This is a genomic window from Rhizobium sp. BK491 (assembly GCF_014194925.1).
Classification (GTDB): domain Bacteria; phylum Pseudomonadota; class Alphaproteobacteria; order Rhizobiales; family Rhizobiaceae; genus Rhizobium.
Genome location: NZ_JACIAR010000003.1, coordinates 273,528 through 297,720, shown reverse-complemented (window position 1 = coordinate 297,720; position 24,193 = coordinate 273,528). Strand labels below are relative to the sequence as shown.

Annotated in this window: 20 protein-coding genes and 1 pseudogene; 9 read left to right on the top strand and 12 right to left on the bottom strand. The window is 59.9% G+C overall.

Features of this window, described 5'->3' with window-relative positions; translation table 11 throughout:
• Positions 1 to 9: 9 nt before the first annotated feature.
• The 4 genes and pseudogenes from FHX05_RS15770 to FHX05_RS15755 all read left to right on the top strand — a co-directional run bounded on the left by FHX05_RS15770 (position 10) and on the right by FHX05_RS15755 (position 4,659).
• On the top strand, positions 10 to 1,020 hold the full coding sequence (locus FHX05_RS15770) for an ABC transporter permease (RefSeq protein WP_183872842.1): 1,011 nt from the start codon (positions 10 to 12) through the stop codon (positions 1,018 to 1,020).
• On the top strand, positions 1,017 to 1,865 hold the full coding sequence (locus tag FHX05_RS15765; protein ID WP_183872840.1) for an ABC transporter permease: 849 nt from the start codon (positions 1,017 to 1,019) through the stop codon (positions 1,863 to 1,865). Before FHX05_RS15770 ends, FHX05_RS15765 begins: the two co-directional genes overlap by 4 nt.
• Positions 1,844 to 3,571, top strand: coding sequence for an ABC transporter ATP-binding protein (locus tag FHX05_RS15760; protein ID WP_112337069.1), 1,728 nt, complete (start codon positions 1,844 to 1,846; stop codon positions 3,569 to 3,571). Before FHX05_RS15765 ends, FHX05_RS15760 begins: the two co-directional genes overlap by 22 nt.
• Positions 3,568 to 4,659 (top strand): annotated as a pseudogene (locus tag FHX05_RS15755) (LLM class flavin-dependent oxidoreductase). Before FHX05_RS15760 ends, FHX05_RS15755 begins: the two are co-directional and overlap by 4 nt.
• A 188-nt stretch (positions 4,660 to 4,847) precedes the next feature.
• Here the strand turns inward: FHX05_RS15755 and FHX05_RS15750 are convergent.
• From FHX05_RS15750 to FHX05_RS15720, 7 genes are all read right to left on the bottom strand, one after another.
• Positions 4,848 to 5,450 (bottom strand): alkylhydroperoxidase domain protein, encoded by a 603-nt coding sequence (locus FHX05_RS15750; RefSeq protein ID WP_112337072.1) that lies wholly within the window; start codon positions 5,448 to 5,450, stop codon positions 4,848 to 4,850.
• 24 nt (positions 5,451 to 5,474) lie between these two features.
• Positions 5,475 to 6,104 (bottom strand): CMD domain protein, encoded by a 630-nt coding sequence (locus tag FHX05_RS15745; protein ID WP_183872838.1) that lies wholly within the window; start codon positions 6,102 to 6,104, stop codon positions 5,475 to 5,477.
• A gap of 30 nt (positions 6,105 to 6,134) precedes the next feature.
• Positions 6,135 to 7,184, bottom strand: coding sequence for a putative FMN-dependent luciferase-like monooxygenase (locus FHX05_RS15740; protein ID WP_183872836.1), 1,050 nt, complete (start codon positions 7,182 to 7,184; stop codon positions 6,135 to 6,137).
• A gap of 5 nt (positions 7,185 to 7,189) precedes the next feature.
• A complete protein-coding gene (locus FHX05_RS15735; protein ID WP_183872834.1) occupies positions 7,190 to 8,869 on the bottom strand; it encodes an ABC transporter ATP-binding protein in 1,680 nt (559 codons plus the stop codon).
• Complete coding sequence (locus FHX05_RS15730) at positions 8,866 to 9,783, bottom strand: ABC transporter permease (protein WP_112337076.1); 918 nt, start codon at positions 9,781 to 9,783, stop codon at positions 8,866 to 8,868. The genes FHX05_RS15735 and FHX05_RS15730 overlap by 4 nt, the downstream gene beginning before the upstream one ends.
• Positions 9,783 to 10,724: an ABC transporter permease gene (locus FHX05_RS15725; RefSeq protein ID WP_183872831.1), complete on the bottom strand. Its 942-nt coding sequence runs from the start codon at positions 10,722 to 10,724 to the stop codon at positions 9,783 to 9,785. Before FHX05_RS15725 ends, FHX05_RS15730 begins: the two co-directional genes overlap by 1 nt.
• Before the next feature lie 61 nt (positions 10,725 to 10,785).
• Positions 10,786 to 12,411 carry a TIGR04028 family ABC transporter substrate-binding protein gene (locus FHX05_RS15720; protein ID WP_183872829.1) on the bottom strand — a complete coding sequence of 542 codons (1,626 nt, stop codon included), beginning with the start codon at positions 12,409 to 12,411 and terminating at the stop codon, positions 10,786 to 10,788.
• Positions 12,412 to 12,817: 406 nt separating this feature from the next.
• On the opposite strand from FHX05_RS15720, the gene FHX05_RS15715 reads away from it, so the two are divergent.
• From FHX05_RS15715 to FHX05_RS15705, 3 genes are all read left to right on the top strand, one after another.
• Positions 12,818 to 13,015 (top strand): hypothetical protein, encoded by a 198-nt coding sequence (locus FHX05_RS15715; protein ID WP_183872827.1) that lies wholly within the window; start codon positions 12,818 to 12,820, stop codon positions 13,013 to 13,015.
• A 105-nt stretch (positions 13,016 to 13,120) separates the two neighbouring features.
• Positions 13,121 to 13,966, top strand: a complete 846-nt coding sequence (locus FHX05_RS15710) for a VOC family protein (protein ID WP_183872825.1) — start codon at positions 13,121 to 13,123, stop codon at positions 13,964 to 13,966.
• Positions 13,967 to 14,101: 135 nt separating this feature from the next.
• A complete protein-coding gene (locus tag FHX05_RS15705) occupies positions 14,102 to 15,133 on the top strand; it encodes an NADP-dependent oxidoreductase (RefSeq protein ID WP_183872823.1) in 1,032 nt (343 codons plus the stop codon).
• A 32-nt stretch (positions 15,134 to 15,165) separates the two neighbouring features.
• Here the strand turns inward: FHX05_RS15705 and FHX05_RS15700 are convergent, their stop codons facing one another.
• Positions 15,166 to 16,518, bottom strand: coding sequence for an FAD/NAD(P)-binding protein (locus FHX05_RS15700; RefSeq protein WP_183872821.1), 1,353 nt, complete (start codon positions 16,516 to 16,518; stop codon positions 15,166 to 15,168).
• A 396-nt stretch (positions 16,519 to 16,914) separates the two neighbouring features.
• Between FHX05_RS15700 and FHX05_RS15695 the strand changes: the two genes are divergently transcribed.
• Together FHX05_RS15695 and FHX05_RS15690 are read left to right on the top strand one after the other, a co-directional pair.
• The gene (locus FHX05_RS15695) at positions 16,915 to 17,328 is read left to right on the top strand and encodes a CBS domain-containing protein (RefSeq protein WP_183873562.1); all 414 of its coding nucleotides are present in this window, start codon (positions 16,915 to 16,917) and stop codon (positions 17,326 to 17,328) included.
• A gap of 27 nt (positions 17,329 to 17,355) precedes the next feature.
• Entirely contained in the window at positions 17,356 to 17,649 is a 294-nt protein-coding gene (locus FHX05_RS15690) for a hypothetical protein (protein ID WP_183872819.1), read from the top strand.
• 13 nt (positions 17,650 to 17,662) lie between these two features.
• On the opposite strand, the gene FHX05_RS15685 is transcribed toward FHX05_RS15690, so the two are convergent.
• Genes FHX05_RS15685 through FHX05_RS15670 form a run of 4 tightly spaced genes read right to left on the bottom strand, consistent with a single transcriptional unit; the run spans position 17,663 to position 24,172 of the window.
• Positions 17,663 to 18,955 carry an alpha/beta hydrolase gene (locus FHX05_RS15685; RefSeq protein WP_246698963.1) on the bottom strand — a complete coding sequence of 431 codons (1,293 nt, stop codon included), beginning with the start codon at positions 18,953 to 18,955 and terminating at the stop codon, positions 17,663 to 17,665.
• 11 nt (positions 18,956 to 18,966) lie between these two features.
• On the bottom strand, positions 18,967 to 22,017 hold the full coding sequence (locus tag FHX05_RS15680) for an efflux RND transporter permease subunit (protein WP_183872816.1): 3,051 nt from the start codon (positions 22,015 to 22,017) through the stop codon (positions 18,967 to 18,969).
• Positions 22,018 to 22,028: 11 nt separating this feature from the next.
• Positions 22,029 to 23,099, bottom strand: a complete 1,071-nt coding sequence (locus FHX05_RS15675) for an efflux RND transporter periplasmic adaptor subunit (RefSeq protein WP_112414371.1) — start codon at positions 23,097 to 23,099, stop codon at positions 22,029 to 22,031.
• On the bottom strand, positions 23,096 to 24,172 hold the full coding sequence (locus tag FHX05_RS15670) for an efflux RND transporter periplasmic adaptor subunit (RefSeq protein ID WP_183872814.1): 1,077 nt from the start codon (positions 24,170 to 24,172) through the stop codon (positions 23,096 to 23,098). Before FHX05_RS15670 ends, FHX05_RS15675 begins: the two co-directional genes overlap by 4 nt.
• Positions 24,173 to 24,193 lie beyond the last annotated feature (21 nt).

The following is a 24,193-nucleotide window of genomic DNA, read 5'->3' as shown; positions in this document are numbered from 1 at the left end:
GTGACGAGCATGAACAATGCCTATCTTAGCTATGCTACAAAGCGCCTTGTCCAGGCCGTCATCGTCATCCTGCTGGCCTACGTCTTTACCTTCACCGTCGTCAGCGTTCTGCCGGGCGATCCCGTTACCAACGTTCTGCGCAACCCGCAAAACGGCTTCAGCGAGGCGGAGATCCAGGAGATCATTGCCGCCCAGGGCCTCGACAAGCCCGTTCTCGTGCAATTGTCGACATCGCTTTCCCGCTTCCTGATCGGCGATCTCGGCCTGTCGATGCGAACCAACCGTTCCGTGACGACCATGATCGCCGAGGTGCTGCCCTCGACGCTCGTTCTCGCCTTTGCGGGCCTCGTCGTCGCGCTGCTTTTGGCGATCGTAATTGCCTATGGCACCCAGTTCCTCCCAAAGAGGTTCGGCCAGGGCTTCCTGCGAGGTTTCCCGTCTCTGTTCCTGTCGGTGCCGAATTTCGTGATCGGCCTGGTGCTGATCCACATCTTCGGCTTCCAGCTCGGTCTCTTCCGCGTGATCAATCCCGACAGCTTCTGGGCAACTTTTTTCGCGGCGGTCGCACTCGGCATTCCGATATCGGCCCAGATCGCCGAAGTGCTTATCGCCAATCTGGATCACGAGTCGGGGCAGGAATATGCCGCCGTTGCCCGCAGCCGCGGCCTTGGCCAGATGCAACTTTTTGCCAGGCATCTCCTCAAGCCGTCTTCACTTCCGGTCATTACCGTCGTCGCGCTGACGATCGGCGAATTGCTCGGCGGCTCGCTGATCACCGAGGCGGTGTTCGGGCGCACCGGCATCGGCAGCTTGGTCCAGCGCTCGGTCAGCACCCAGGACCTGCCTGTCCTGCAGGCGGTCGTATCGCTCGCGGCCGTGGTTTTCGTGCTGGTCAACCTGATCGCCGATCTTGTCTATCCACTGCTCGACCCGCGCGTGAAACTGCTCGGCGGTGCCGAGCGCCGCCCGGCCGCTTCGGACGAAGGATCCGCCGATATTTCAAAGTCGGTGCTGTCATGACCCTTCTCTCGACCAATACGTCCCCGCGCATCACTGCTGGCAGCCGACTTGCCGGTTTCCGACTGCCGGCGACCGTCGCGCTCTCATTCGCGATCGTAGCGATCGTGATCGCGTGGTCGCTCGCACCGGGCCTGTTCACCAGCCACAATCCGGCGGTCGGCATTCCCTCCCAAAAGCTGCTCGCACCCAGCACCCAGCACTGGTTAGGAACCGATCAGCTCGGCCGCGATCTCTACACCCGCGTTGTCTATGGCTCGGCCGCCTCGGTCAGGAGTGCCCTGATCGCCGTCGTCATCGGTGCGGTCGCTGGCGGTTTCATCGGCCTGCTCGCCGGTTTCTTCGGCGGCCGTGTCGATATCGCCCTTGCCCGCCTGGTCGATGTCCTGCTTGCAATTCCGAAATTCCTGCTTGCCGTCATCGTCGTCACCGCGATCGGCTTCGACACCACGAACGCCGCCATCGCCACCGGCATCTCCTCGGTTGCCGTGTTTGCGCGGGTCATGCGGTCGGAAGTCATCAAGACCAGGCAGGCGACCTTCATCGAGGCTTCTTTCCTTTCGGGTGGCTCGCGCTGGCACATCCTGTGGCGGCACATCCTGCCGAACGCATCGCGCTCCGTGCTCCCGCTTGCCGTGCTGCAGTTTGGCGACTCGATCCTGGTGATCGCCAGCCTCGCCTTCCTCGGCTACGGCGATCCGCCGCCAGCCTCCGATTGGGGTCTGCTGATCTCGATCGGCAAGGACTACCTCAAGTGGCCATGGCTGGTCTACGCACCCGCCTTCGTCACGATCGCGACCGTCCTCTCTGTGAATAGGATCAGCCGATGGCTTCGCAAGATAGACTAAATGCAGTTCGCACCCTTGTCACCGAGAAAGCCCCGACGCCGCAGCGGCAAACGCCATTGCTTCAGGTGGAGGGCCTGTCCGTCTCCTACGGCTCGCATGAGGTCGTCAGCAATGTCGGCTTCGAGCTCGGCCGCGGCAAAAGCCTTGCACTCATCGGGGAATCGGGCTCGGGCAAGTCGACCATTGCGCGCGCCGTGCTGCGATTGCTTCCCCGCACGGGACAGGCGACGGGCCGCATCGCGGTCGACGGCCAGGACATATTGCAGCTCTCCGAGCGCCGCTTCCGCCATCTTCGAGGCCGGGCTGTCGGCTTCGTGCCGCAGGATCCGGGAAACGCACTCAACCCGGTGCGGACAATCGGTTCGCAGGCGATGGAAGCCGCAGCCCTTGTCGACGAGCCTAGCAAGGCAATCCGCAAGGCGCTCGTCCTGGAGACGTTCGCCCAGGTCGGGTTGGACAACCCGCAGCGTGTCTATGATTCCTACCCGCACCAGCTGTCCGGCGGCATGCTTCAGCGCGTCCTGATCGGACTCGCGATTCTGCCGCGGCCACAGTTGCTGGTCGCCGATGAGCCGACCTCGGCGCTCGATGTTACGATCCAGAAGAGAATCCTCGACCTGCTCTCACGGTTGCAGCAAGACCTCGACATCAGTCTGCTGCTCATCACCCATGACCTGGCGATCGCAGCCGAACGGGCAAACTCCCTTGTCGTTCTCAAGGATGGCATCGTTCAGGAGGCCGGCAGCACCGCGGCCGTTTTCTCCTCACCCGCATCGACTTACGCAAAGAAGCTGCATGCCGATGTTCCGGCGCTTAATCCCAACCGTTACTACAAGCTTCGGGATCCTGGCTTTCGGTTCCTTGACGCTGAGGGCAACAACTCGCCGAAGATCGAGGTCAAGGGTATCACCAAGAGCTTCACGGTCGACGGCAAGGTTCTGACGGCCGTTGATGACGTGTCCTTTACCGTTCCGGCGGGCACCACGCACGCACTGGTCGGCGAGTCCGGCTCCGGAAAGACGACAGCGATCCGGCTGCTGCTCGGGCTCGATCAACCGGACGCCGGTCATATTTCGGTCGCAGGAGAAAAACTCAGCGGACGCTCACATCACTCACTACGGTCCGTATGGCGCAATCTTCAGCTCGTCTATCAAAATCCATTCACATCGCTCGATCCGACCTGGAAGGTCGAGCAGCTTGTGCGCGAGCCGCTCGACAGGTTCGGCATCGGAACTCATGCCGAGCGGGCGGAACGGGTGCACGAAGCACTATCCAATGTCGGCCTTGGCGAGCACCTGCTTTCACGCAAGCCGCAAGCCTTGTCCGGCGGTCAGCGGCAGCGTGTCGCGATTGCCCGCTCGCTGGTCCTGAAGCCGGAGGTGATCGTGCTCGACGAGCCGACCTCGGCACTCGACGTGAGCGTGCAGGCTGATATCGTCGGAGTATTGCTCTCGCTGCAGGCAAGCCTTGGCCTCACCTATATATTCGTCTCCCACGATCTGGCCCTCGTGCGCCAATTCGCCCATACCGTCTCCGTGATGCAACGCGGGCGCATCGTCGAACACGGCAACGTCAGGGACATCTTCGACAATCCACGCGAGCCCTACACGGTGTCGTTGCTGGAATCGATCCCGGCCGCCGCCAGCCCTGCCCGCGCACCGTTCCCGCAACTCCGCCGGATCATCAGCCAGGAACAGATCGCATGAGTATCGTTGCACCCGCCGGCACCCTGCCCGCCACATTCCGCGCCAAGCGGCGGCTCGGCTTCAACACCCGTGTATCGTTCAACGATGAGGCCGGTCCGGCGCGGGGACTGCGCGACGGCATAGAACTATTCAAGGCAGCCGAGCGACTGGGCTACCAGTCGGGCTGGGCCTATTAGCGCCACTTCGATCACTACCTGTCCTCTCCGATCCCATTCTTTGCTGCGGTCGGCCAACATACAAGCCATATCACGCTCGGATCGGCTGTCATCCCGATGCGCTACCAGGACCCGATCCTGCTTGCCGAGGCAGCCGCCACTGCCGACCTGCTCATCGGCGAAAGGCTTGAGCTGGCCATCTCGACCGGCGCCAATGCTGCATTCGACGCGGTATTCGGCGCGGTCGATACCGATGCTCGAACGGAAGCAAAGCGCCGCCAGGCGCGTTTTCTTGCAGCAATTGCCGGCGAGGTGCTGCACACGGTCGATGGTCCAGGCCAAGGTGCCCCGGAGGGCACCGAACTGCGGGTGACCCCGCACAGCCCGACGCTGCGGTCGCGTATCCGGCAGGGGTCGGCAAGCCTGAGCTCAGCCGTGCAGGCCGCCGAACTCGGGATCGGCCTCATCTCCGGAACTGTCCAACACGACCACGCCGAAGGTGAGAGTTTCGGAGAATATCAAGCCCGCGCCATCGAGGCTTTCCGCGCGACATGGCGCCGGAAGCAGGGCACCGAGCCGCCGCCGGTCACTGTCGCGGCGTCGATCCTGGTCGGCACCACCGCCGAATTGCGGGAGAAATATGCCGCTTATGACCTCGAGCGCCAAACCAAGGGCATCGGGGCATCCCGGCCCGCAGGCGCCCTTGAACCGACCGCGCCGGCCATTCAGCCGCCGGGCGTCCAGATTTCGCCGGTCTTCCATGGCACCCCCGATCAGGTAATCGAAGCTGTGCTCAAGGATCCGGGCCTGGCGGCTGCCGACGAGATTGTTCTCTTCCTGCCGCCCGCTTTCGGTCTTGCGGAGAACGTGCGCCTCCTGGCAGATCTCGTACAGACGGTGGCCCCGAGCCTCGGCTGGTCGCCCACCGCGTGATGACGCATTTCAAGGCCTGAGAATATCCACTCGAAATACGTCCGCCGCTCAGTCACGAGAGCGGCGGCTAGAGCAATTCCAGGAAAAGTGCGCAACGGTTTTCCGTCCGGAATTTTGTGAAAACAAAGAGCTAGAGCGGTTCAGAAATTCCGTGAAAAGCTGAACCGCTCTATTGGCCGAACCTTCGTTCAGGCCGCCGGCGTTGGCTCGCCAAGCGAAAGCATCAACCGGTTTGCCCAGTTGAAGAAGGCCGCGCCATGGATCACATCCGCGATTTCCAGATCATCCAGTCCTTCTTCGCGCAACCTGCGGATTTCGTCGGCTCCAAATTGCGATGGCGTGGCCGTCAGCGCGGCTGAAACTTCCACGATGGCGTTCCATCGGCTGCCAAGATCGGCTTGAAGGCCCTCGTCCAACAGACGCTGCACATCCTCAGTCCGCTTGGAATGATGTGAAGCAAAACGCGAATGGACCGATGCGCAGAAGATGCATCCATTCGCCCGCGAAGCTGCCGTAGCAGCCAGTTCCCGTTCAGCGCGCGGAAGGCCGGCCGAGACATTGTAGAAGATATCCTTATCGGTCTTCGTACGCGCCTGCAAAATATCTGGGTCCCGCGCCAACAACATGAAGTAAGGCGATTTTGCGCGGGACGCGTCCACGAGGCCGGCCCAGTGGCGTTCGGTCAGCTCCGCTTCGTCAAGGGGCTGCAGCCAGGGCGTCCAGCCGATCTCAGCTTGAGTGAAGGCGTTTGGCCGGTTTTCGATTGCCGGATGAATAACAGTTTCGGTCATGGCAGAATTCCTTATCCGTGCGATTTAGGCTTGCGCGACCTTCCCGATGGCAGCGGAACTTGCTGTCAGGGCCTTCAGGCCGGTAACGACCCTGATCTGGAACGCAAGGAATGCGACGAGTTGCGACAGAGTGACGATGCCGGTGGTGGTCCAGCCGGCATCGAGCAACTTCTGCAATGCCCCGGCGCTTGCCTCCCTCGGTCGGAAGACCAGAAGGTGGATGTGTTCGAGCGCTGCGCTGAGTTTTGGGTCCAGAAGATTTCGGCTCTCACCCGAAACCTCGTAAACGAAGCCCGGCTTGTCCTCACGCGATAACGGGCCAGCCGGATAATGGCCGTAAGGCCCGTGTGCATTGCCCCGATCTATTTCGGCGTCGATGACGGCAACTAGGGCGGAGCCATGGGGTTCATCCTGGAGTTTGGAAGAATAATAGCTCCTGATCGCGGTTGCCTTGTGCAGCCCTGCAACGAAGGCCGCGGCGGCGAAGCGCTCCGCCGGAGTGACGCTTCCCCAATGCTCGGGTTCAAAGAGAGCCTCATAGCTCTTCTGCGCGTTGAGGCGCGTCTCGGGCCGCTGCTCCCGAAGACCGTCAAGACGGGATCCTGGCTCTATTCCCGCAAGGAAGTCGATAATATCTCTGTTCTGCAAAGTCATGGTCGATGCCTTCTCTTCGGATGCTGCTATTCAGGCCTGCGCGGCGAAGCGACGTTCGTTCTCGGTGGCGCCTTGCGGCACCCAGCCGAGCGCGGGTGCGACATGGGCGGCGGTCAGTTCCAGCGAGCGCAGAATGTATTCATGCGGCGGATCGATGGAGTGCACCTGAAAGACCAGATCGGTGACACGCGCCAAGGCCGCATCTGCCTGAAGCGCTTCAATAACGTCGTCGGGGGTACCGACGTGAACGTCGAACGCTTTGATCAGGTCGGCCGTGGTTTCGCCCGGAACCGCAAAACCCGCTGCCTTGAAGTGCTCGACGATCCGCCTCAGGCCGCGATCGGCGAAATGAAGAGCTTCTTTTCTGCTGTCGGCGACAAAGAGGCTCCGCGAACCCAATATTCGCGGATGTCGCCCGGCCGGCAGCGCCGAAAGATAGGCATCGATGATCGGGTTCTGCAGGTCCGAAAGCTTGGCGTCCGGTGTCTCCGGCGGGCGCGGCTGCGTCCTAGATAACATCAGCCCGTCGCCATCGCGGCCGGCACGCAAACCTCCACCGACGGAAAACGTCGCCTGCCAGACATGGTCGCGCAGATGCGGCGCGGCGGGATAAAGGCGGTTGCCGCCCGTAAGCTCTCCGCCCGCCCAGGCATTGCGCACCAAAGCAAGATGATTGCCATAAACCTCCGTGCGCTGGCTGCTTTCCAGGCCGAAGGGAAGAAAGGCTTGCGGAGTGCCGCCAGTGCCGAAGCCGATTTCCAGCCGCCCATCAAGCAGGCTGTCGAGCACGGCAGTATCTTCCGCGACCCGCACAGCATTTTCCATCGGCAGCGTGATGACGCCGGTGCCCAGGCGAATGCGCGATGTCTGCGGAGCCAGCGCAGCAAGGAATACCAATGGCGCGGGCAATCCGCCCTCATCGCCGTTAAAGTGATGCTGCGCCACCCAGGCAGAATCGAAGCCCTGTTTTTCGGCATGGATGATCTGCTCGGAAACCAGCCCGTAGCGCGTTTTCGCATCTGCCTGATCGAGGACCCGGCTGAAGAAACCTAATCTCTTCGGTAATGTTGATGTACTCATGAGGATTATCCTGCACTGATGAGGGTCGGATCTGTTGCCCGCGGAAACTTTTTGCCCGGCACTGCATCGATCAGTTCACGCGTGTAAGGGCTCTTGGGATTGCTGAAGACGTCTTCGACACCGCCTGTTTCGACCAGCCGCCCACCGTTGAGGACCGAGACCGTGTCTGCGATCTGACGCACCACCGCAAGATCATGGGAGACGAACAGATAGGTCAGTCCCAGCTCGCGCTGCAGCTCGTCCAAAAGATCGAGGATCTGCGCCTGCACCGTTACGTCGAGCGCGGAGACGGCCTCGTCGAGTACCAGGATCTGCGGATCGAGCACTAGGGCGCGCGCAATCGCCACGCGCTGACGTTGCCCTCCCGAAAGCGCGTGCGGCCGGCGTTGCAATAAGTCAGCCGGCAGTCTGACTTTTTCGAGAGTTGCCGCCACCTTCGCCAATCGTTCACGCCGGGGCAACCGTTCGAAATTCAACAGCGGTTCCTCCACGATCCTTTCGATCGTCTGACGCGGATCGAGCGAACCATAGGGATTTTGGTAGACGAGCTGGATCTTCTTGCGGAACAGTCTCAGCGTTTCGCCACGCAGCGAAGACAGATCGAGCCCATCGATCACAACCTGCCCGGAGGTCGGCCGCTGAAAGGCCGAAACGATCCTGATCGACGTCGTCTTGCCGGAGCCGGATTCGCCGACGATCGCATGCGTGCTGCCGCGGCGAACACGAAACGACACGTCGTCCACCGCCCTGAAACTACCATCGCTGCCAGTACCGAAATCCTGCACCAGCCCATCCACCACGATGATATCGTCTGCCGGCACAGCGGATACGCTCGCACGCGGCGGCGATCGTTTCGGCCGGGCGTTCAACGATGGCGCATCGGCAAGCAGACGGCGCGTGTAGCTGCTTTGCGGGTTTCTGAGAATATCGGCGGTGCGTCCTTGCTCCTGAATGCGGCCATGCTGCAGGACGATCAGCCGGTCGGATCGATCGGCGGCAATCCCGAGATCGTGGGTCACCAGAAGGACCGCGGTGCCATATTCGCGTCTCAGATCGTCGATCAGATCGAGTATGTGCCTCTGCACCGTCACGTCCAAGGCACTGGTGGGCTCGTCAGCGATGATCAGCGAAGGCTTCAACGCGATGGCGATCGCGATCAGCACACGCTGGCGCATCCCGCCGGAAAGCTCATGCGGATATTGCTTGACACGCAGTTCCGGCTGGCTGAGACCGACACGCTTCAGCAATTCGACTGCCTTGGCTCGAGCGGCAGCACCGGATGCCCGGCCATGGACCGTCAGGATTTCGGCGACCTGTTCGCCAATCGTTCTCACCGGATTGAGCGAATTGCCCGGATCCTGCGGTACGAGGCTAATGACGGAACCGCGAATGCCATCCAGCCGCCTTTGCGGCCAGCCGGCAATGTTCTCGCCGTTCAGGCGAACGGTTCCCTGCTGGAGCAGTCCACCTTCAGGCAGGAGACCAATGAGAGCTTGCGCCGTCGAACTCTTGCCGGAACCGGACTCCCCGACCAGGGCGACGACCTCACCGGCGCGAACCTCAAAGTCAATATCGTGAACGACCGTGCGCAGGCCGCTCCTGTCGCGATAGGCTACCCTAAGGCCTGCAGCATCGAGGATCGGCGCACCCTTTTCCGCAATTGTTCCAATGATTGGAGCCGTCATTTCCCGATACTCCCAAGCGCTCGGCTGATACGGTTGATGGAAATGACGACCAAGACCACGACGAGGCCGGGCGCCGCCGTCAGCCACCAGGCGGTTGCGATATAATTGCGTCCCTCGGCGATCAGCAGGCCCCATTCCGGTGTCGGCGGCGGCGCGCCGTAGCCGAGAAAGCCGAGGGTTGCGAGCTGCAGGATGGCCCAACCGGCCTGCAGCGCCGCAAAAGCGATCACCGAGGCCAGCGAATTCGGCAGGATGTGGCGCCAGAGAACCTTGAGGAAGGTGCCGCCGCTGCCGAAGGCGGCCTCGACATATTCGCTACGGCGCACGGTGACGACTTCGGAGCGGACCAATCGGGCAAATTTGGCAATCAGCGTGCAGCCGACCGCAATCGCGGCGTTGACGGTGCCGAATCCGAGCAGAACGATGATGCTGAGCGATAAAAGCAGATCCGGTATGGACAGCATGACGTCCACCAGTCTCATGATGACAGTCTCGATCCTGCCGCCGAACGATCCGGCAAGAAGGCCGAGCGTCGTGCCGGCCACAAGCGCGATACCGACGGCGGCAAGCGCGCCCGAAAGCGAATGCACGGCGCCATAGACGATGCGCGCATAGAGATCGCGCCCGAGCGAATCCGTCCCCAGGAGATGAGCGGCAGTCGGCGGCCCGAGATGCTGGCCGGGCAAACCCTGTATGGGATCATAGACCGTGAAAATGCCTGGGACGAGCGCCCACAACACAGCCAGTGCAAGAATGAGGCAGGCAAGGACGAGACCAGGCTGTATGCGCGGCAGATGCCAAGCAGCGCTGGCGTCCTTGCGAAGATCGGCCGTGACCGTCACGGACGATGCTCTTTCTTCCTGGCTTGGCGCGTCCAGTTCGGCATGCCGTTGCGCGGGTTCGATCCTTGCCATCATGCCGCTCCCAGTTTGATCTTCAGACGGGGATCGAGCACGGGATAAAGAAGATCGACCACGAGATTGATGACGACGAAGGCGGTTGCTGCGACGACGACGATTGCCTGGAGAACGGCGACATCCTGACTGTCCACCGCCTGCTTCGTGAGCCCGCCGATGCCATTAAGGCCAAAGACCGTTTCGGTGATGACAGCGCTGGCGATCAACTCCCCGAACAGCAATCCGGCAACGGTTAAAACCGGCAGCAGCGTGTTCTTGGCGACGTGCCGCCACAGGACCTTGGCATGCGAGAGGCCTTTGGCTCGCGCGACGGGCACGAAGGGCCTTGTCAGGACCTCGTCTATGTTCTTCAGCAGAATTTGCGCCAGAGGAGCGGAAATTGGCACCGCGACGGTCAGGATGGGCAGGAAAAGACCTTCCCACGGGCCTGGATTGATGACCGGCACGAGGCGGAGCCGGAAGGAGAATATCTGAATGAGCATGATGCCGAGCCAAAAGGTCGGCACGGATATGAAGAGCGACGGAATCGATTGGATCAGGCCCCGCAGCCAGACAAGACCGGAGAGATTGCAGGCAATTGCAATCAGAACGGCAAGAAGCGTCGCCACCGCAAAGCCCAATGCTGCAAGCAGCAGCGATGGCGGCAGGTTGGTGGCAAGCAGTGAGCTCGCAGGAACGCCCGCCTGCAGGGAATAGCCGAAATCACCCGTCAGGAAACTCCAGACGGCATGGAGATATTGATGCAGGAACGATCCGTCGGCGCCATAAGCCGCCCTGATATCGGCAAGCTGTTCGGGGCTCAGTCCGTAATCCGGGTTCTGGAACTTGATCAGCACCGCGTCGCCCGGCAGCGACTGCAGCAACACGAACGAAACGGTGAAAGCCGCCCATAGGACGAACAGCGCCTGCCCAAATTTCGATAGTATGTATCTTGCCATGCCAATACCACGTCTTCGCGTCGGGAAGGCCCGGCACCACGCCGGGCCAGCCCCATTTTTATCAGTGTTCAGCGAGCCAGGTGCTGTAGAAGGATGGGCGTCCCACGGCTTCGAATGCAATTCCCTTCACGTAAGGCGCGCCGGCAAAAACCTGCGGCTCCTCGAAGAAGGGGATGACATAGGCCTGATCGAGCAGATATTCCTGCGACGCCTTGGCCGCCGCCAGGCGCTTGTCGCGATCCGTCTCGGAGGCGACGGTTTCCAGGATGCCGTTCAGCTTGTCATCCGAGAAACTCGCCTTGGGATTGAGGCCGCCCTTTTGCAGCAGGGCATCGCGGTTCTTGGGGTAGAACTGGCTCTTGATGACATCGGGATCGGCACGGCCGACCTCGGCGACGACCAGCGGCGTCTTTGCCGGATCGACATTGTCGGTCACCAGATTTCCCGAGGTGCCGGCAAGAACCTGCAGCTTGACGCCGAGCTTGGCCCATTGCTGCGCGACTAGCTGCAGCACGGCCTTGTTCTGTGGCTGGGGCAGGGATTCGTAGACTGCAAGCGAAAGCGGCTTGCCATCCCTCTCGCGGACGCCGCTCGCGCCTTTCTTCCAGCCTGCTTCATCCAGGAGCTTTTCAGCAAGAGCCGGATCGTAGGTCAGCTTTGACGACAGATCCGCGTAGCCGGCGGCGGCCGACGAAATGACCGATTTCGCCTCCGGATAATTCGCAGAAAACAGCGTGTCGACGATTTCCTTGTTATTAGTCGCGTGAAGGAGCGCCTGGCGAACCTTGAGATCGGCAACGAGCGGGTTGTCCGGACGGAAGGCGACGCTGTCGTTCACGCCGCGGGTCGGCGCCGCATAGATCGTGAAATTCTGGTCGGACACCTGCTTCTCGTCATAGGCCTGCAGCTGACGGATGAAATCAGCCTGACCGGAAAGCAATGCGCCGATGCGCACGCTGTCCTCGCCGGTGATGATGTATTTGATGCCATCCAGATAGGCACGACCCTGATGCTCCAGCTTACTCGGACCCCAGTTGTAGTCTGTCCGCGCCTTTAGCGAGAGCTGCTTGCCGAGCGTCTCGCTCTCGACGACGAAGGGGCCGGATCCGATAATCTTCGTCGCATCGCCGAGCTGGTCGAAGGGGAGCGTCAGCGTCTTCAACGAGACCAGGCCGGATCCGATGACGGATGTTCCCTGCAGAAAACCCGGAGATGATTTCTTGAAGTAGAACTTGACTGTATAGGGATCAATGACTTCGCTGTGATCGTAATTGTTGATGACTTCGGAAACCGGCTGTTTCAGCTCCTTATTGCCGAGGCCGAACGTATCGTAGTTCTTTGCAACGACATTGGCATCGAGCGGGGTACCGTCGGAAAAGGTCACGCCTTTGCGGATCTTGAACGTATATTCCGTCGCCGCATCGTTGACCGTCCAGGATTCGGCAATCCACGGCTCGATATCGAGCGTCTTCGGGTTCTGATAGGTCAGCTTGTCGGTGATCTGGTTGAGAATGCCGCCGTTCGGATAGAATCCGCCTGCCGGCGGATAGAGGTTCGTATGCGCCTGCTGTTCGAGATAAATCAGCGTACCGCCTTTGACCGGCTGGTCATCGGCGAATGCCACCGGCGCCGCCAGTAGCCACACGCTCAGTAAACTTGCCGCCTTGAATTTGGCTTTGATGCCCATTGTGTAAGCCCCTGTAGGATAATGCGCATCAACCTACGGCAAACACCTATATATCTATAGAATTAATATTCTAATTTGGACACAAGTCGGGAAACGAACGCGACTATATTTTCGGGTTGAATGGGCCTGTCGCGCTGCTTGATGGGACAAGCATCCACCAAAAATGAGCGAGCAATATTCGCGCATTCAGAAACGCCTCCGCAATCCAACGCGCTTCCGCTCCTCGATACCCTTCAATCTTTTCTATTAGAATTGTTTTCCCCTATGGCCCGACTATTTGGCATTGCCGAGAATGGCCTGCCGCATCTACCACGCATATAATCCAGTAAATTAATGGACTAATCGAACTTGGAACGCCTCCGATCGTTCGTTCGTTCGGAAGAATCGATTTCAACGGGTGATGAAGATGACCAGACAGGTGATTGAATATGCCGGCGTTCCGGTGGGCATCGTCGTTCCGGACAAGGGCGCGCTACAGTTCATCGCAGTCAAGTTTCATGTCTATGATCTCGACGGCCAACATTTTGCCGCCGCCTCGGACGTGCTGCGAGCCATCCATCAATTGGCGTCCCCGTCGACCGGCAACCTCGACCGCGCTGCGTAAAGGAAGGCATATCATGAGCAGGCTGTATCGCTTCTTTCGGCTCTCCGCACAACGCGACGACCTATTTTCATGCCTTAACCTATTCTCATACTGAGAGCTCTTCATATGGCTGTCACTGCCCAACCCCTCATCCTCGATCACGCCGTCATCGGCGTCCTTGACCGGTTGGACGAGGCCGCCGCAATCTACCGCAGACTCGGCTTTGCATTGACTCCACGCGGCTATCATACCCTGGGCTCCATCAATCATCTTGCCGTGTTCGGCGAGAACTATCTGGAGCTGCTCGGATTTCCGCCTGACAGTGACGGGAACCGCGCCGATCTCTGGTCTTATCCGATCGGTTTGAACGGGCTTGCTTTTCGAACCACCGACGCCGCCGGCCTGCAACGCGAATTGGGCGACGCCGGCAAACCCGTCACCGAATGGCGTGATTTCTCGCGCCCTGTCGATGTGGGCGGCATAGAGAAGTCAGCCAGTTTCCGCACCTTTCAGATCGGTAAGGAGGCGCTCTCCAACGGCCGCGTCTTCTTCTGCCAGCACAATACGCCGGAGCTGGTGTGGCAGCCGAAGGATCAGAGTCACCCCAACGGTGTTCTCGATATCGTCGATGTCTTCATCGTCAGCCGCGCTCCTCAAGCGATTACCGAACTGCTAGGTGGATTCGCCAATACCGATGCTCCTGACATCGTTAGCGAGGGCATTGCAATTCACGCCGGCGCCGTCACACTTCATATTCTGTCCGAGGCTGATGCTGCCTCCCGGTTCGGCTCTTCCATTCCGACAGATTTTGACGGCAACGAAAGAAAAGTGGCGCTCGGATTGAAGGTACGATCGCTTGAAGCAACCGCAGACGCCCTGGCGCAGGGAGGCTTTTCGCCTCACGCCTTCGAGGGTGGTCTGCTTGTTGATGCCGATGCCGCCAATGGAGTCGCGCTATGGTTCAAGGAGTAGAAGAGCCGGCGCATACTTGAGGGTGACGCACAAATAGTACGGCAGAAGCTCCCGAACGGCGGCAACTGAGATGCCGGTATCCGGCATTGCGATCGTTCAGCGCTTCGATATCGAAATCAATGCAGGGAATTCCACATGGCCAATCAGCCCGTCACCACCCGTATCGTGCTTGCCTCCCGTCCCGTTGGAAAACCGGTGGCGGCGAACTTCCGACTTGAACGGGAAACCTTGCGGGATCTCGACGAAGGCGAGGTTCTTCTGCAAATCCTTTATCTTTCTCTCGACCCCTATATGCGAGGTCGCATGGACGACGCGAAATCCTATGCCGCGCCGGTCGAAATTGGCGGCGTGATGGAAGGCGGAACCGTCGCGCGCGTGGTCAAATCACGCAATACGGAATTCACGCCGGGGGACATCGTCCTCTCCCATTCCGGCTGGCAGAGCCATGCGATCTCAAACGGCGCGGGATTGCGCAAGCTCGACCCCAATGCGGCGCCGATCTCGACGGCACTCGGCATTCTGGGAATGCCCGGCTTCACGGCTTATGCGGGGCTGCGCAATATCGCACGACCCAAAGTCGGAGAGACATTGGTCGTTGCCGCTGCAAGCGGCGCGGTCGGCTCGGCCGTCGGGCAGATCGCCAAGATCTTTGGTGCAAGGGTGGTCGGCATCGCAGGCGGCCCGGACAAGTGCCGCTATATCCACGACGAACTTGGCTTCGATGCCGCGATCGATCACCTGGCCGGCGACTTTCAAGCCCAGCTTGCATCGGCTTGTCCGAAGGGCATCGACATTTACTTCGAAAATGTCGGCGGACACGTCTGGAACGCGGTGTTTCCATTGCTGAACGATTTCGCGCGCGTTCCGATCTGCGGGCTGATTGCACATTATAACGAAGACCCGTCCACTTCGCGCGGATCGGACCAGCTGCCAGCGGTCATGCGCGCCATCCTCAGAAAGAGCCTGACCATCCGGGGTTTCATACAACGCGAATTCGCCGATCAGCGCCCCGATTTCTATCGCGAAGCCGGAAAATGGATTTCCGAGGGGCGGCTCAAATATAAGGAGGACATCGTGGATGGGCTCGAAAACGCTCCGGAAGCTTTCCTCGGGCTGCTGGAAGGGCGGAACTTCGGTAAACTGGTCGTGCGTGTCGCACAGAGCTGACCGCCAGCCGTCAGTCGGCGCATATCGGTCCTTCACCGCAATCTCTCCGAAATGGCCTCGGCGACCTTTCTTGCCTGCACGCGGATATCCGGCACGGCGGTAATTTCCCAGAATTGGCCCGCAGTCAGCGCGCCAACGGCATAGATGACCGCTTCGCTGCCGCTCGAACCAGGGATGCGCGAGCGAGCATCGACCACCAGTCCAAGACGAAGCGGGTCTGCCTCGATCAGGCCTTGGCGCTGCATCTCCTGCAGCAATGGAGAATGGGCGATGCCTGCCCGCTCCATGCCGGTGCAATTCACGATCCAATCCGCCTCAATCGATGCGGTAAAGCTCTCGCCGCGCGGCCGGTAATGCACGGTCAAAGCGTTGGTTTTCTCGACATTCTGGAGATAGCCGGCGCGGACCGAAACCTGGCCGCTTTGCAGCATCGTCTCAAATCTCCGGAACACATCCGGCGCAACCCGATGACGATGGATGTTCCACCAGGGTAACGCATGGCGCAGAAAGCGGCGGCGCTCGGCCTCCGGCAATCTCGACCAGAGAGCTTGCGTTTTCGGGCGCAACCCATCCATGACTCTGCGCCAGTCCCCCGCATCTTTGCTTTCGCGACGGAGAACATGCAGGAGTTCACTCATTCTCGTGGGCAAAGCTCCGACGTCGATCTCGACCGCCGGCTTCGGATGATTGACGTGATCGTGCGGAACCAGACCGCGCCGCGACAACACGATTATCTTGCCGGTGAAACCGTGGGCAGACAGTGCCAAAACCTGATCGATCATCGTCAATCCCGAACCCAGGATACAGACCGTATCAGTCTTACTGACGCGCCTCAGCCATGACAGTCGCCATGGATTTTCGATGATGTGGGAGCGCAGGCCGGCAGGCAATCCGGTCAAATCGAAGGGCAGTTGGGCATTCCCCACTCCCAGACAAAGCGCGACGCTTCGCCCGGCGATCTCATTGCCGTTGTCCAAAATAAAACCGAGCGTGGAACCGTAGCGCTCAACGCATCCGGTCGCCTTGGCCTTGATGAAATCAACCCGGCAACGCCGTTTCCTGTTGCGCAGCAGTGCAGCCAAACTGTCTCGAATATACAGGCCATAGTCCTGCCTGGAGGCGAAATCCCCCGCATCCAACGGTCGCTTATGCTCCCGCAGCCATTCGACAAAAGCATTCGGACGGTCCGGAAAAAGGCTCATGCGGCCGGCCGGCACGTTCAAGCGATGCAGATAGAGCTCGGTGCGATAGGCGGTTCCGCGGCCAAATCCGGGATCGTCTCCGACAATGGCGATAGACGCAGTTTCGGGAAGCAGTTCCACGAGGTTGCAGACGGTGGAGATGGCCGAAAAGCCGGAACCCACGACAACGGCATCATAGATCATGGCTTGCCTTCTTCACTTTCGGGCGCTGCGGGAATTGCCGATAAATTCCTTTCGTCTGATTTAGGGCGGATGGATTTCGATCCAACATGCGGCGACCTCTTGCCGGGAGATATCCAATGTCGCCCTACCTTCTTCCGCTCATGACACGGCCGTGCGCTTGGCACGCTTTCCCGATGGCTAAGATATTAGCTATAAATTTAGTATATTAAAAGAATAGGTTTCCGCCGCCTTCCCTTGAATGGGCAAATGAATTTCTTTGTCCTGCAGGTAGCTCTCCCCAGCGGCCGGCAGCGCATTTTCTCAGCCGCTTATTGTTCCAATGAAGGAACTCTGGGTGCCGACATGAGTTGGGGTCTTTCCTTCAAGAAGGATAGAGACATGTAAGTGAACGCAGCAATGACACGCGACGTGCGCGTCGCAAATCCCAACCATTCCATTCGCGAAGCTGCGACCATGATGGCCGATCTCGATGCCGGCATTATCCCCGTCGGCGAGCATGACAGGCTCGTGGGCATGATCACGGACCGCGACATCGCGGTACGCGCAGTCGCGCAAGGAAAAGGACCGGAAACCAGGATCTGCGACGTGATGTCGGCGGAGGTCAAATATTGCTTCGAGGATGATGACATCGACGATGTGATGATGAACCTGGGCGATATTCAGGTGCGGCGGCTACCCGTTCTCCATCGGGACAAGCGGCTGATCGGCATACTCTCGCTCGGCGATATTGCCGTTTCCATCGAGGACGGATCCGCCGGCGCTGCACTCGCCGAAATATCCAGACCCGGAGGAGCCCATTCGCAGAGCTGAACCGACGACTATCGAAGGAGTGACGCGATGTCTGCATCAAAAACAACGACGGATCACAAGCTGATCCGCCAATGGGTGGAATCAAGAGGCGGACACCCATCCCGCATGAAGAACGCCGGGGGCGCTGGCGGCCTTTTGCGGATCGATTTCGAAGAGCCGGAGAAAAACCTGGAGGAAATCGCTTGGGACGAATTCTTCCGGATCTTCGACGAGAACAAGCTGGTATTCCTCCATCAGGAAAAGACGGAAAAAGCTCGCCTGCCCAGCCGGGCCGAACCTCTCGCGAACGCAGTGCGATTCACGTCGTTGCCTGGCGTTTAAAGGTCTCGCCCGTTCAGTAGGAAATTCGTCCATCGACGATTGGCGACGATCCCGAGGAAAGCTGTTGTTTCAACACCTGCCTCGCATCGTCGCTGATGATCGACATCGGAGCTGCGACTGCGACCTTTGCCGCCGAGCCCGCCAGATCCGCGGTTCGCACGGCCGCAATGCCTACCCTATCCGCAAGCGAGACCTGTCCAGCGTCCAATGACTGCCCCGCCAGCCGCCGTCCGAGCAGTTGGACCATGCCGCGATTGTCCGCAAAGGTATTGTGGCCCAGCGCGTCGTCCGGTTTTACGGAACTCGTATCGACGACCGTGATCCCGAGCTTGGCCAAGTCTGCCGCATAGGGTGTCGAATCGAAGCCGCCGACCCGGTTGACGCCACCGGAGAGCCACCGCGAAACCTGCAGCGCCTTGTCCTTGGTGGAGGAAAAAATCGTGAAATGCGGTCGTTGCACGCCCATCTCGATCATCTGGCGGCGGAAGACGTCGATATCGATGTCGGGCGATGCGAGGATGACATTCTTCACCTTTGACGGAATTGTCTTGTTGCGCATGGCAACGCCGCGCAACGCTTCCGCCGTCAACCATGATCCCATGGAGTGGGCAAGGATCGTCACCTCACCGACATCGGGACTTTTGGCAGCCTGCAGGATCATATCTTCGAGCGCCCGTCGCGAGAAATTCGTGCTTTCCTTGTCGTAGAGATAGTCGAAAACGTTGCCGCGCGAGGGCCAGGTGAAGAGGATCGGTGCAGCATCCGTTCCGGAATCATGCATGATCTGCGCGAAGCGGAAGACGGCGTCGGCATAGGTATTGTTGAAGCCGTGCACGAAGATGACGACCTGCCGCTTGGCATTGCGGTTCTTGCCGAACCATTCGAAAATGTTGCGCTCGGACGCCACCCTTCCGACCTTGAGGACAGCGAACTCCTTTTCGGGATTGGCCGGCACATGCGATGGCCATTGCACTTCGCCGATCTTGCGATTTCGATCGGGAGGAATGGAAACGACGATATCGTTGAGAGAAATCGCCGTTCCACGTTCGCCGGAATAAAGCTCGCCTGGTTTGTCGGTCGGCTGGCGTGTCGTCGCCACCATCATGTCCACGGTGCTGGTGCCTGGTCCCGCGGTTGCGACCGGCTGGAGAACATTCTCCAGTCGGCCCGCGCAGCCTGCCAGCACCGACAGGGAGATCAGAACGGAAAGACCAGACCGCTTGAGAGCAAATGAGGTCAAGCTGCGCTGTGCGCAGGCAGCATAACGGGTGCTGCCGGCGAGGTCCCTTCGTCCAACCTTTTGCATCGGACGCCCCTTCAATGTTGCGCGTCATCGCGAGGAATTCGGAACCAGGCAACATAGAGTGCCGGGAGGAAGAGCAGCGTCAGAACCGTACCGACGACGATGCCGCCCATCATCGCATAGGCCATGGGGCCCCAGAATATCTCCCTGGAGATCGGGATCAGCGCAAGCGTTGCGGCAGCCGCCGTCAGCATGATGGGCCGCATTCGATGCTCGGTCGCTTCGATGACCGCTTGCCAGGCCGGCACACCCTCGCTTCGGAGGTGCTCGATCTGCACGACAAGGATCACCGAGTTGCGGATCAAGATACCTATGAGAGCAAGTACGCCAAGGATTGCGACGAATCCCATGGGCGCGTTGCTGAAGAGAAGTGCTGCAACGACACCGATAAGCGCTGTGGGAGCAACAGCAAACACCAGAAACAGCCTGCTGAAGCTTTGCAGCTGGATCATCAGGATCGTCGCCATGATGAACAGCATCAGCGGCGCTACCGCCACGATCGGCCCCTGCGCTTTGGCGCTCTCCTCTACCGAGCCGCCATCGACGATGCGGTAGCCGCTTGGGAGTGTCTTGCGGAACTCGTCGACCTTCGGCTGCAATTCTTTGACGATCGTCGCCGGCTGCGTCGGTCCGACCACGGCAGCCTTGATGGTGATGGTCGGTATGCGGGTACGCCGCCAAATCGTCGGCTGCTCCAGCTCGTAGTGGAAATTCGCAACCGCGGACAACGGTACGGATTTGCCATTGGAACCGCCAAGCTGGAGGTTCTGCAGCGTCTCGATCGAACCTCGCTCGGAGGTCTGGGCGCGACCGATCACGTCGATGAGATAGATATCATCCCGGATCTGCGTGGCCGACGATCCCTCGACGATGCTGTTCAGTGCTGTTGCAATGTCCTGCGAGGAGACTCCCAGCTGCCGTGCCTTGTCCTGAAGGACATCGACCTTGACCACGCGCGACGGTTCGTTCCAGTCGAAGGTCATGTTGGACAATAGAGGATGCTGACCGACGATACCGGCGAATTTCTGGGAAATGTCCCTGACCTTCTGGATATCCGGCCCACTGACCCGGTACTGCACCGGCTTGCCGACTGGGGGGCCGATGTCGAGCAGCTTCACGAATGCATCGGTTCCGGGGAAGGTCTTCGTCAGATAATCCTGCAGTTCGGCTTTGACCTTGTCACGAACGTCGAGCCCCTTGGTGACGATCACGGTCTGACCGAACGAGACATCGGGAGTCTGCACATCAAAGGACAGGATGAAACGAGGAGCGCCTTGGCCGACATAACTCGTCCAGTGATCGATATCCTTGTTGTTGGCCAGCATCTCGCGTTCGAACCTGGCCATCTGCTTGTTCGTCTCCGAAATCGAGCTGTTCTGCGGCAGGTTCCAGTCGACGATCAGTTCCGGTCTGTCGGAGGACGGGAAAAACTGCTGCTGCACAAGGCTCATCCCGCCGATGGAAAGAGCGAAGGCTGCAACCGTTGCGGCGATCGTAACCCAGCGCCAACGCAGGGCGGCACGCAAAAGCCATGCAAAGGCACGGGTAAAACGGCCTTTCTGCTCATGATGGGATTTCATGGTTTTCGGAAGGATCGAAACGCCGAGCAACGGCGTGAACAGGACTGCAACGATCCATGAAACCAGGAGCGAAACGGCAATGACCACGAAGAGGGTGAACGTGAATTCACCGGCGGCGCTGGTATTGAGGCCGACCGGGATGAACCCTGCGACGGTCACGAGCGTACCGGTCAGCATCGGGAAGGCGGTCGAGGTATAGACGTATGTCGCCGCTTTTCTCAGGTCGTCGCCCACTTCCAGTCGGGCAACCATCATTTCCACCGCGATCATGGCGTCATCGACGAGAAGGCCAAGGGCGATGATCAGCGCGCCGAGCGAAATACGCTGCATGGAAATGCCGGTATATGCCATCACGAGGAAGGTGATCGCGAGCACGAGCGGAATGGAGATGGCCACCACAAGCCCTGCCCGGACGCCGAGGCTGATGAAGCTGATCGCAAGCACGATGACGATCGCCTCGAACAGCGCGCGCGTGAAGCCCGACACGGCCTCGTCGACGACGGCGGGCTGATCGGAAACGCGCTGGACGTCCACGCCGATGGGAAGATCGGCCGTGACCTGCTCGATCTCCTTGTCGAGCGCCTTGCCGAATTCAAGGAGATTCGCCCCAGTCTTCATGCCGATGGCAAGCCCGATCGCCGGCTGGCCGTTATATCTGAACAGCGCCGAGGGGGGATCGACATAGCCGCGTTTGATCGTCGCGACGTCGGTCAACGGGAAGAAGCGGTCGTTGACGCGAAGATTGATCGATCTAAGGCTTTCCTCCGACGTGAACTGGCCGCTGACCCGCAAGGCGATACGCTCGGGACCGGCATCGACGAAGCCTGACTGCGTGACGGCATTCTGCGCCTGCAGCGTGTCGATGACGGACTGCTGGTTAAGTCCGAGGGCTGCGATTTTTCGTGTAGAAAATTCTAGATAGATGGCCTCGTCCTGCGCACCGATGATGTCGACCTTGCCGACATTTGCGACCGTCAGCACCTTTGCGCGCGCACTCTCGACGAGATCACGAAGCTGTCGCTGTGTCAGTCCATCGCTGGTAAAAGCGTAGATATTGCCATAGACGTCACCGAAGGTGTCGTTGAAAAACGGTCCAACGACACCGCTCGGAAAATCTCCCTTGATGTCGCCGATCATGTTGCGGACCCGCGTCCAGATGGCATTGACATCCCTGGCTTTGGTCGTTGGCAGGAGCTCGACGAAAATGGTCGTCTTGCCGGCAACCGTCTCGCTCTTGGTATAATCGAGCGAATCCAGCTCCTCGAGCTTCTTTTCGATACGGTCGGTGACTTGTTTGGTCACCTCCTCGGCTGACGCACCAGGCCATTGCGCCTGAATGATCATGGTCTTGATGGTAAAGTCGGGGTCTTCTTCGCGGCCAAGACCGACATAGGAAAACGCGCCGGCCAGAATGAAGACAATCATGAAATACCAGACGAGCGAACGATGTTCGAGCGCCCAGTCGGACAGGTTGAATTTCTTCACGGGGATTTTCCTTAATCTACCCTGACGGCCTGGCCGTCGGCAAGTTTGTGAACGCCGGCAATAACGATGCGTTCGCCGGGGTTGATGCCTTCGGTGATCTTCACGGAGCCGCCCTCGACGAGATCGCCGTCGATCTTGATCGGCCGAATGGAGACCTTGCGAGCTGCGGTATCGACCACCCAGACGTTCGGCTTTCCATCCTTCATCAGGACGGAGGACGACGGCAGCAGGATCATTGGATCTGCAACGACAGTCGCGGTTGCAGTGACGACGGAGCCGAGGCGAAACGTTGCCGGCGGATCGATGAGCGTGATTTTCGTGCGCCGCGTGCGGGTGGTCGCCTCGGCTTCCGGGGCGATCTCTCTCACGGTGCCGCTTGCGCGAATGGTCGGATCGAGCTGGAGGGCGATCTCAAAGGGTGATCCCACCTTGAGGCCATCGAAGCTTGCCACCGGTATGTCGATGATGACATCGCGCTGGTCGGGACGGGCGACGGTGACGATGCTTTGACCTGCGGAGACGACCTGCCCGACTTCAGCCGAAGTCGCGGTCACGACGCCATCGAATTCCGCACGAAGCTGCGCATAGCCCAGCTGTTCCTCCGCCTTGTCCAGATTGGCCTGCGCCTTGGCAACGGAAGCACTCGCACTCTTGCGCCCAAGCTGCGCTTCTTCAAACGCCGCTTCACTTCCCGATCTGCTCTCGAGCAGGGATCGCTGGCGCTCCTCGGTGGATGCGGCATTGACCAACTGCGCCTGAGCATTAGAAAGCTCGGACTGCGAACTCTTGACGGCAAGTTCCAGCGAAAGCGGATCGATGGCGGCAACGATGTCGCCCTTCTTGACGATATCGCCGACGCTGACCTTGCGTGCGATGACCCGTCCCAGGACCCGAAATGCAAGCTGGGTCTCGATCCTGGCCTCGACCGTCCCCGGAAGGGTCAGGGCGGAGGCAGCGGTGGACTGGGCGACGACGGAAAGTACGGGGCGCGGCGGCTCGTAATGGGCTTCATCCTGCTTCTGGCAGGACGTCAGGAGCAGCAACGCGAGGATCGCAAGGCCGCTTGTGGCTCGGATGTTCATTTTGCGGCTCCCTTGTCATACGCAACGGTCTGGCCCGGTCGCAGGAATTTCGCGCCGTCGGCGACGACGATCTCGCCCGGCGACACGCCTGTCCGTACTGCGAAACGGCCGGTTTCGTAGCTGGAAACATCGATCTGGCGCAGCGACACGCTTGACGAAGAGGGATCGACGACCCAGACGGCCGGTTTTCCGCTTTTGGAGGCCATCGCCGACCATGGCAATTCGATTGCGTCCCGAGCGGTTGACCGGAACAAGCCGATTACCGGAGCGCCAAGCTGCATTTCGGGCGCGCCTTCGAGCCCCACCTTGACCCTGATCGTTCCGGTCGACGCATCGATCGTGGGCGAGATTTCGCGTACGGAAGCGTCAACCTTATGCGATGGCGCCGAAAGGAGACTGACCGCGACCTTGTTCTCCAGATTGTGGCCCAGATAAAGGGACTCGAAAACGTTGAAGACCGCGTCGCGGGGACCGTCATGAGCGAGCGTAAAGATCAACTGTGCGGCTTGCGCCACCTGCCCGACCTCGGCATTCCTGGCGGTGATGACGCCATCGGCATCCGCACGCAATTCCGTATAGGAAAGCGCATCCTGAGCCGTGTCGAGCTGCGCCTGTGCCGATTTCACGCTTCCCTGGGCGGTCAGCAGCGTTTCCTGAGCCTGATCAAGTGCGGCACGGGTCGTAACCTGCGTCCTGAAGAGGTTTTGCTGCCGGTCGAAGGCAAGCTGAGCCTGCGTTTGCTGGGCTAGCGCCGATTGCAGGTTGGCGGTGGCAACATCCAGATCGGCCTTCTGCTCCTCGGCGTCCATCCGTGCAAGCACCTGTCCGGCCTTCACTGACGAGCCGACATCGACGAAGCGCTCGACAATGCGCCCGCTGACCCTGAAGGAAAGGTCGCTTTCCACGCGTGCGCTGATTTCGCCGGTGATGGCGCTGTTTTCCACGACCGGCGTGAGCTTGGCGACGACGGTTTCCACGTTCTTCGGCTTGGTTTCACTTTCAGCCTGCTTTTCGCATGAGGAGAGCGCGACCGCGCTCGCACCCAGCCATGCGATGACAAGGATAGTTTTCATGATCTGACCTCTTGCATCCGT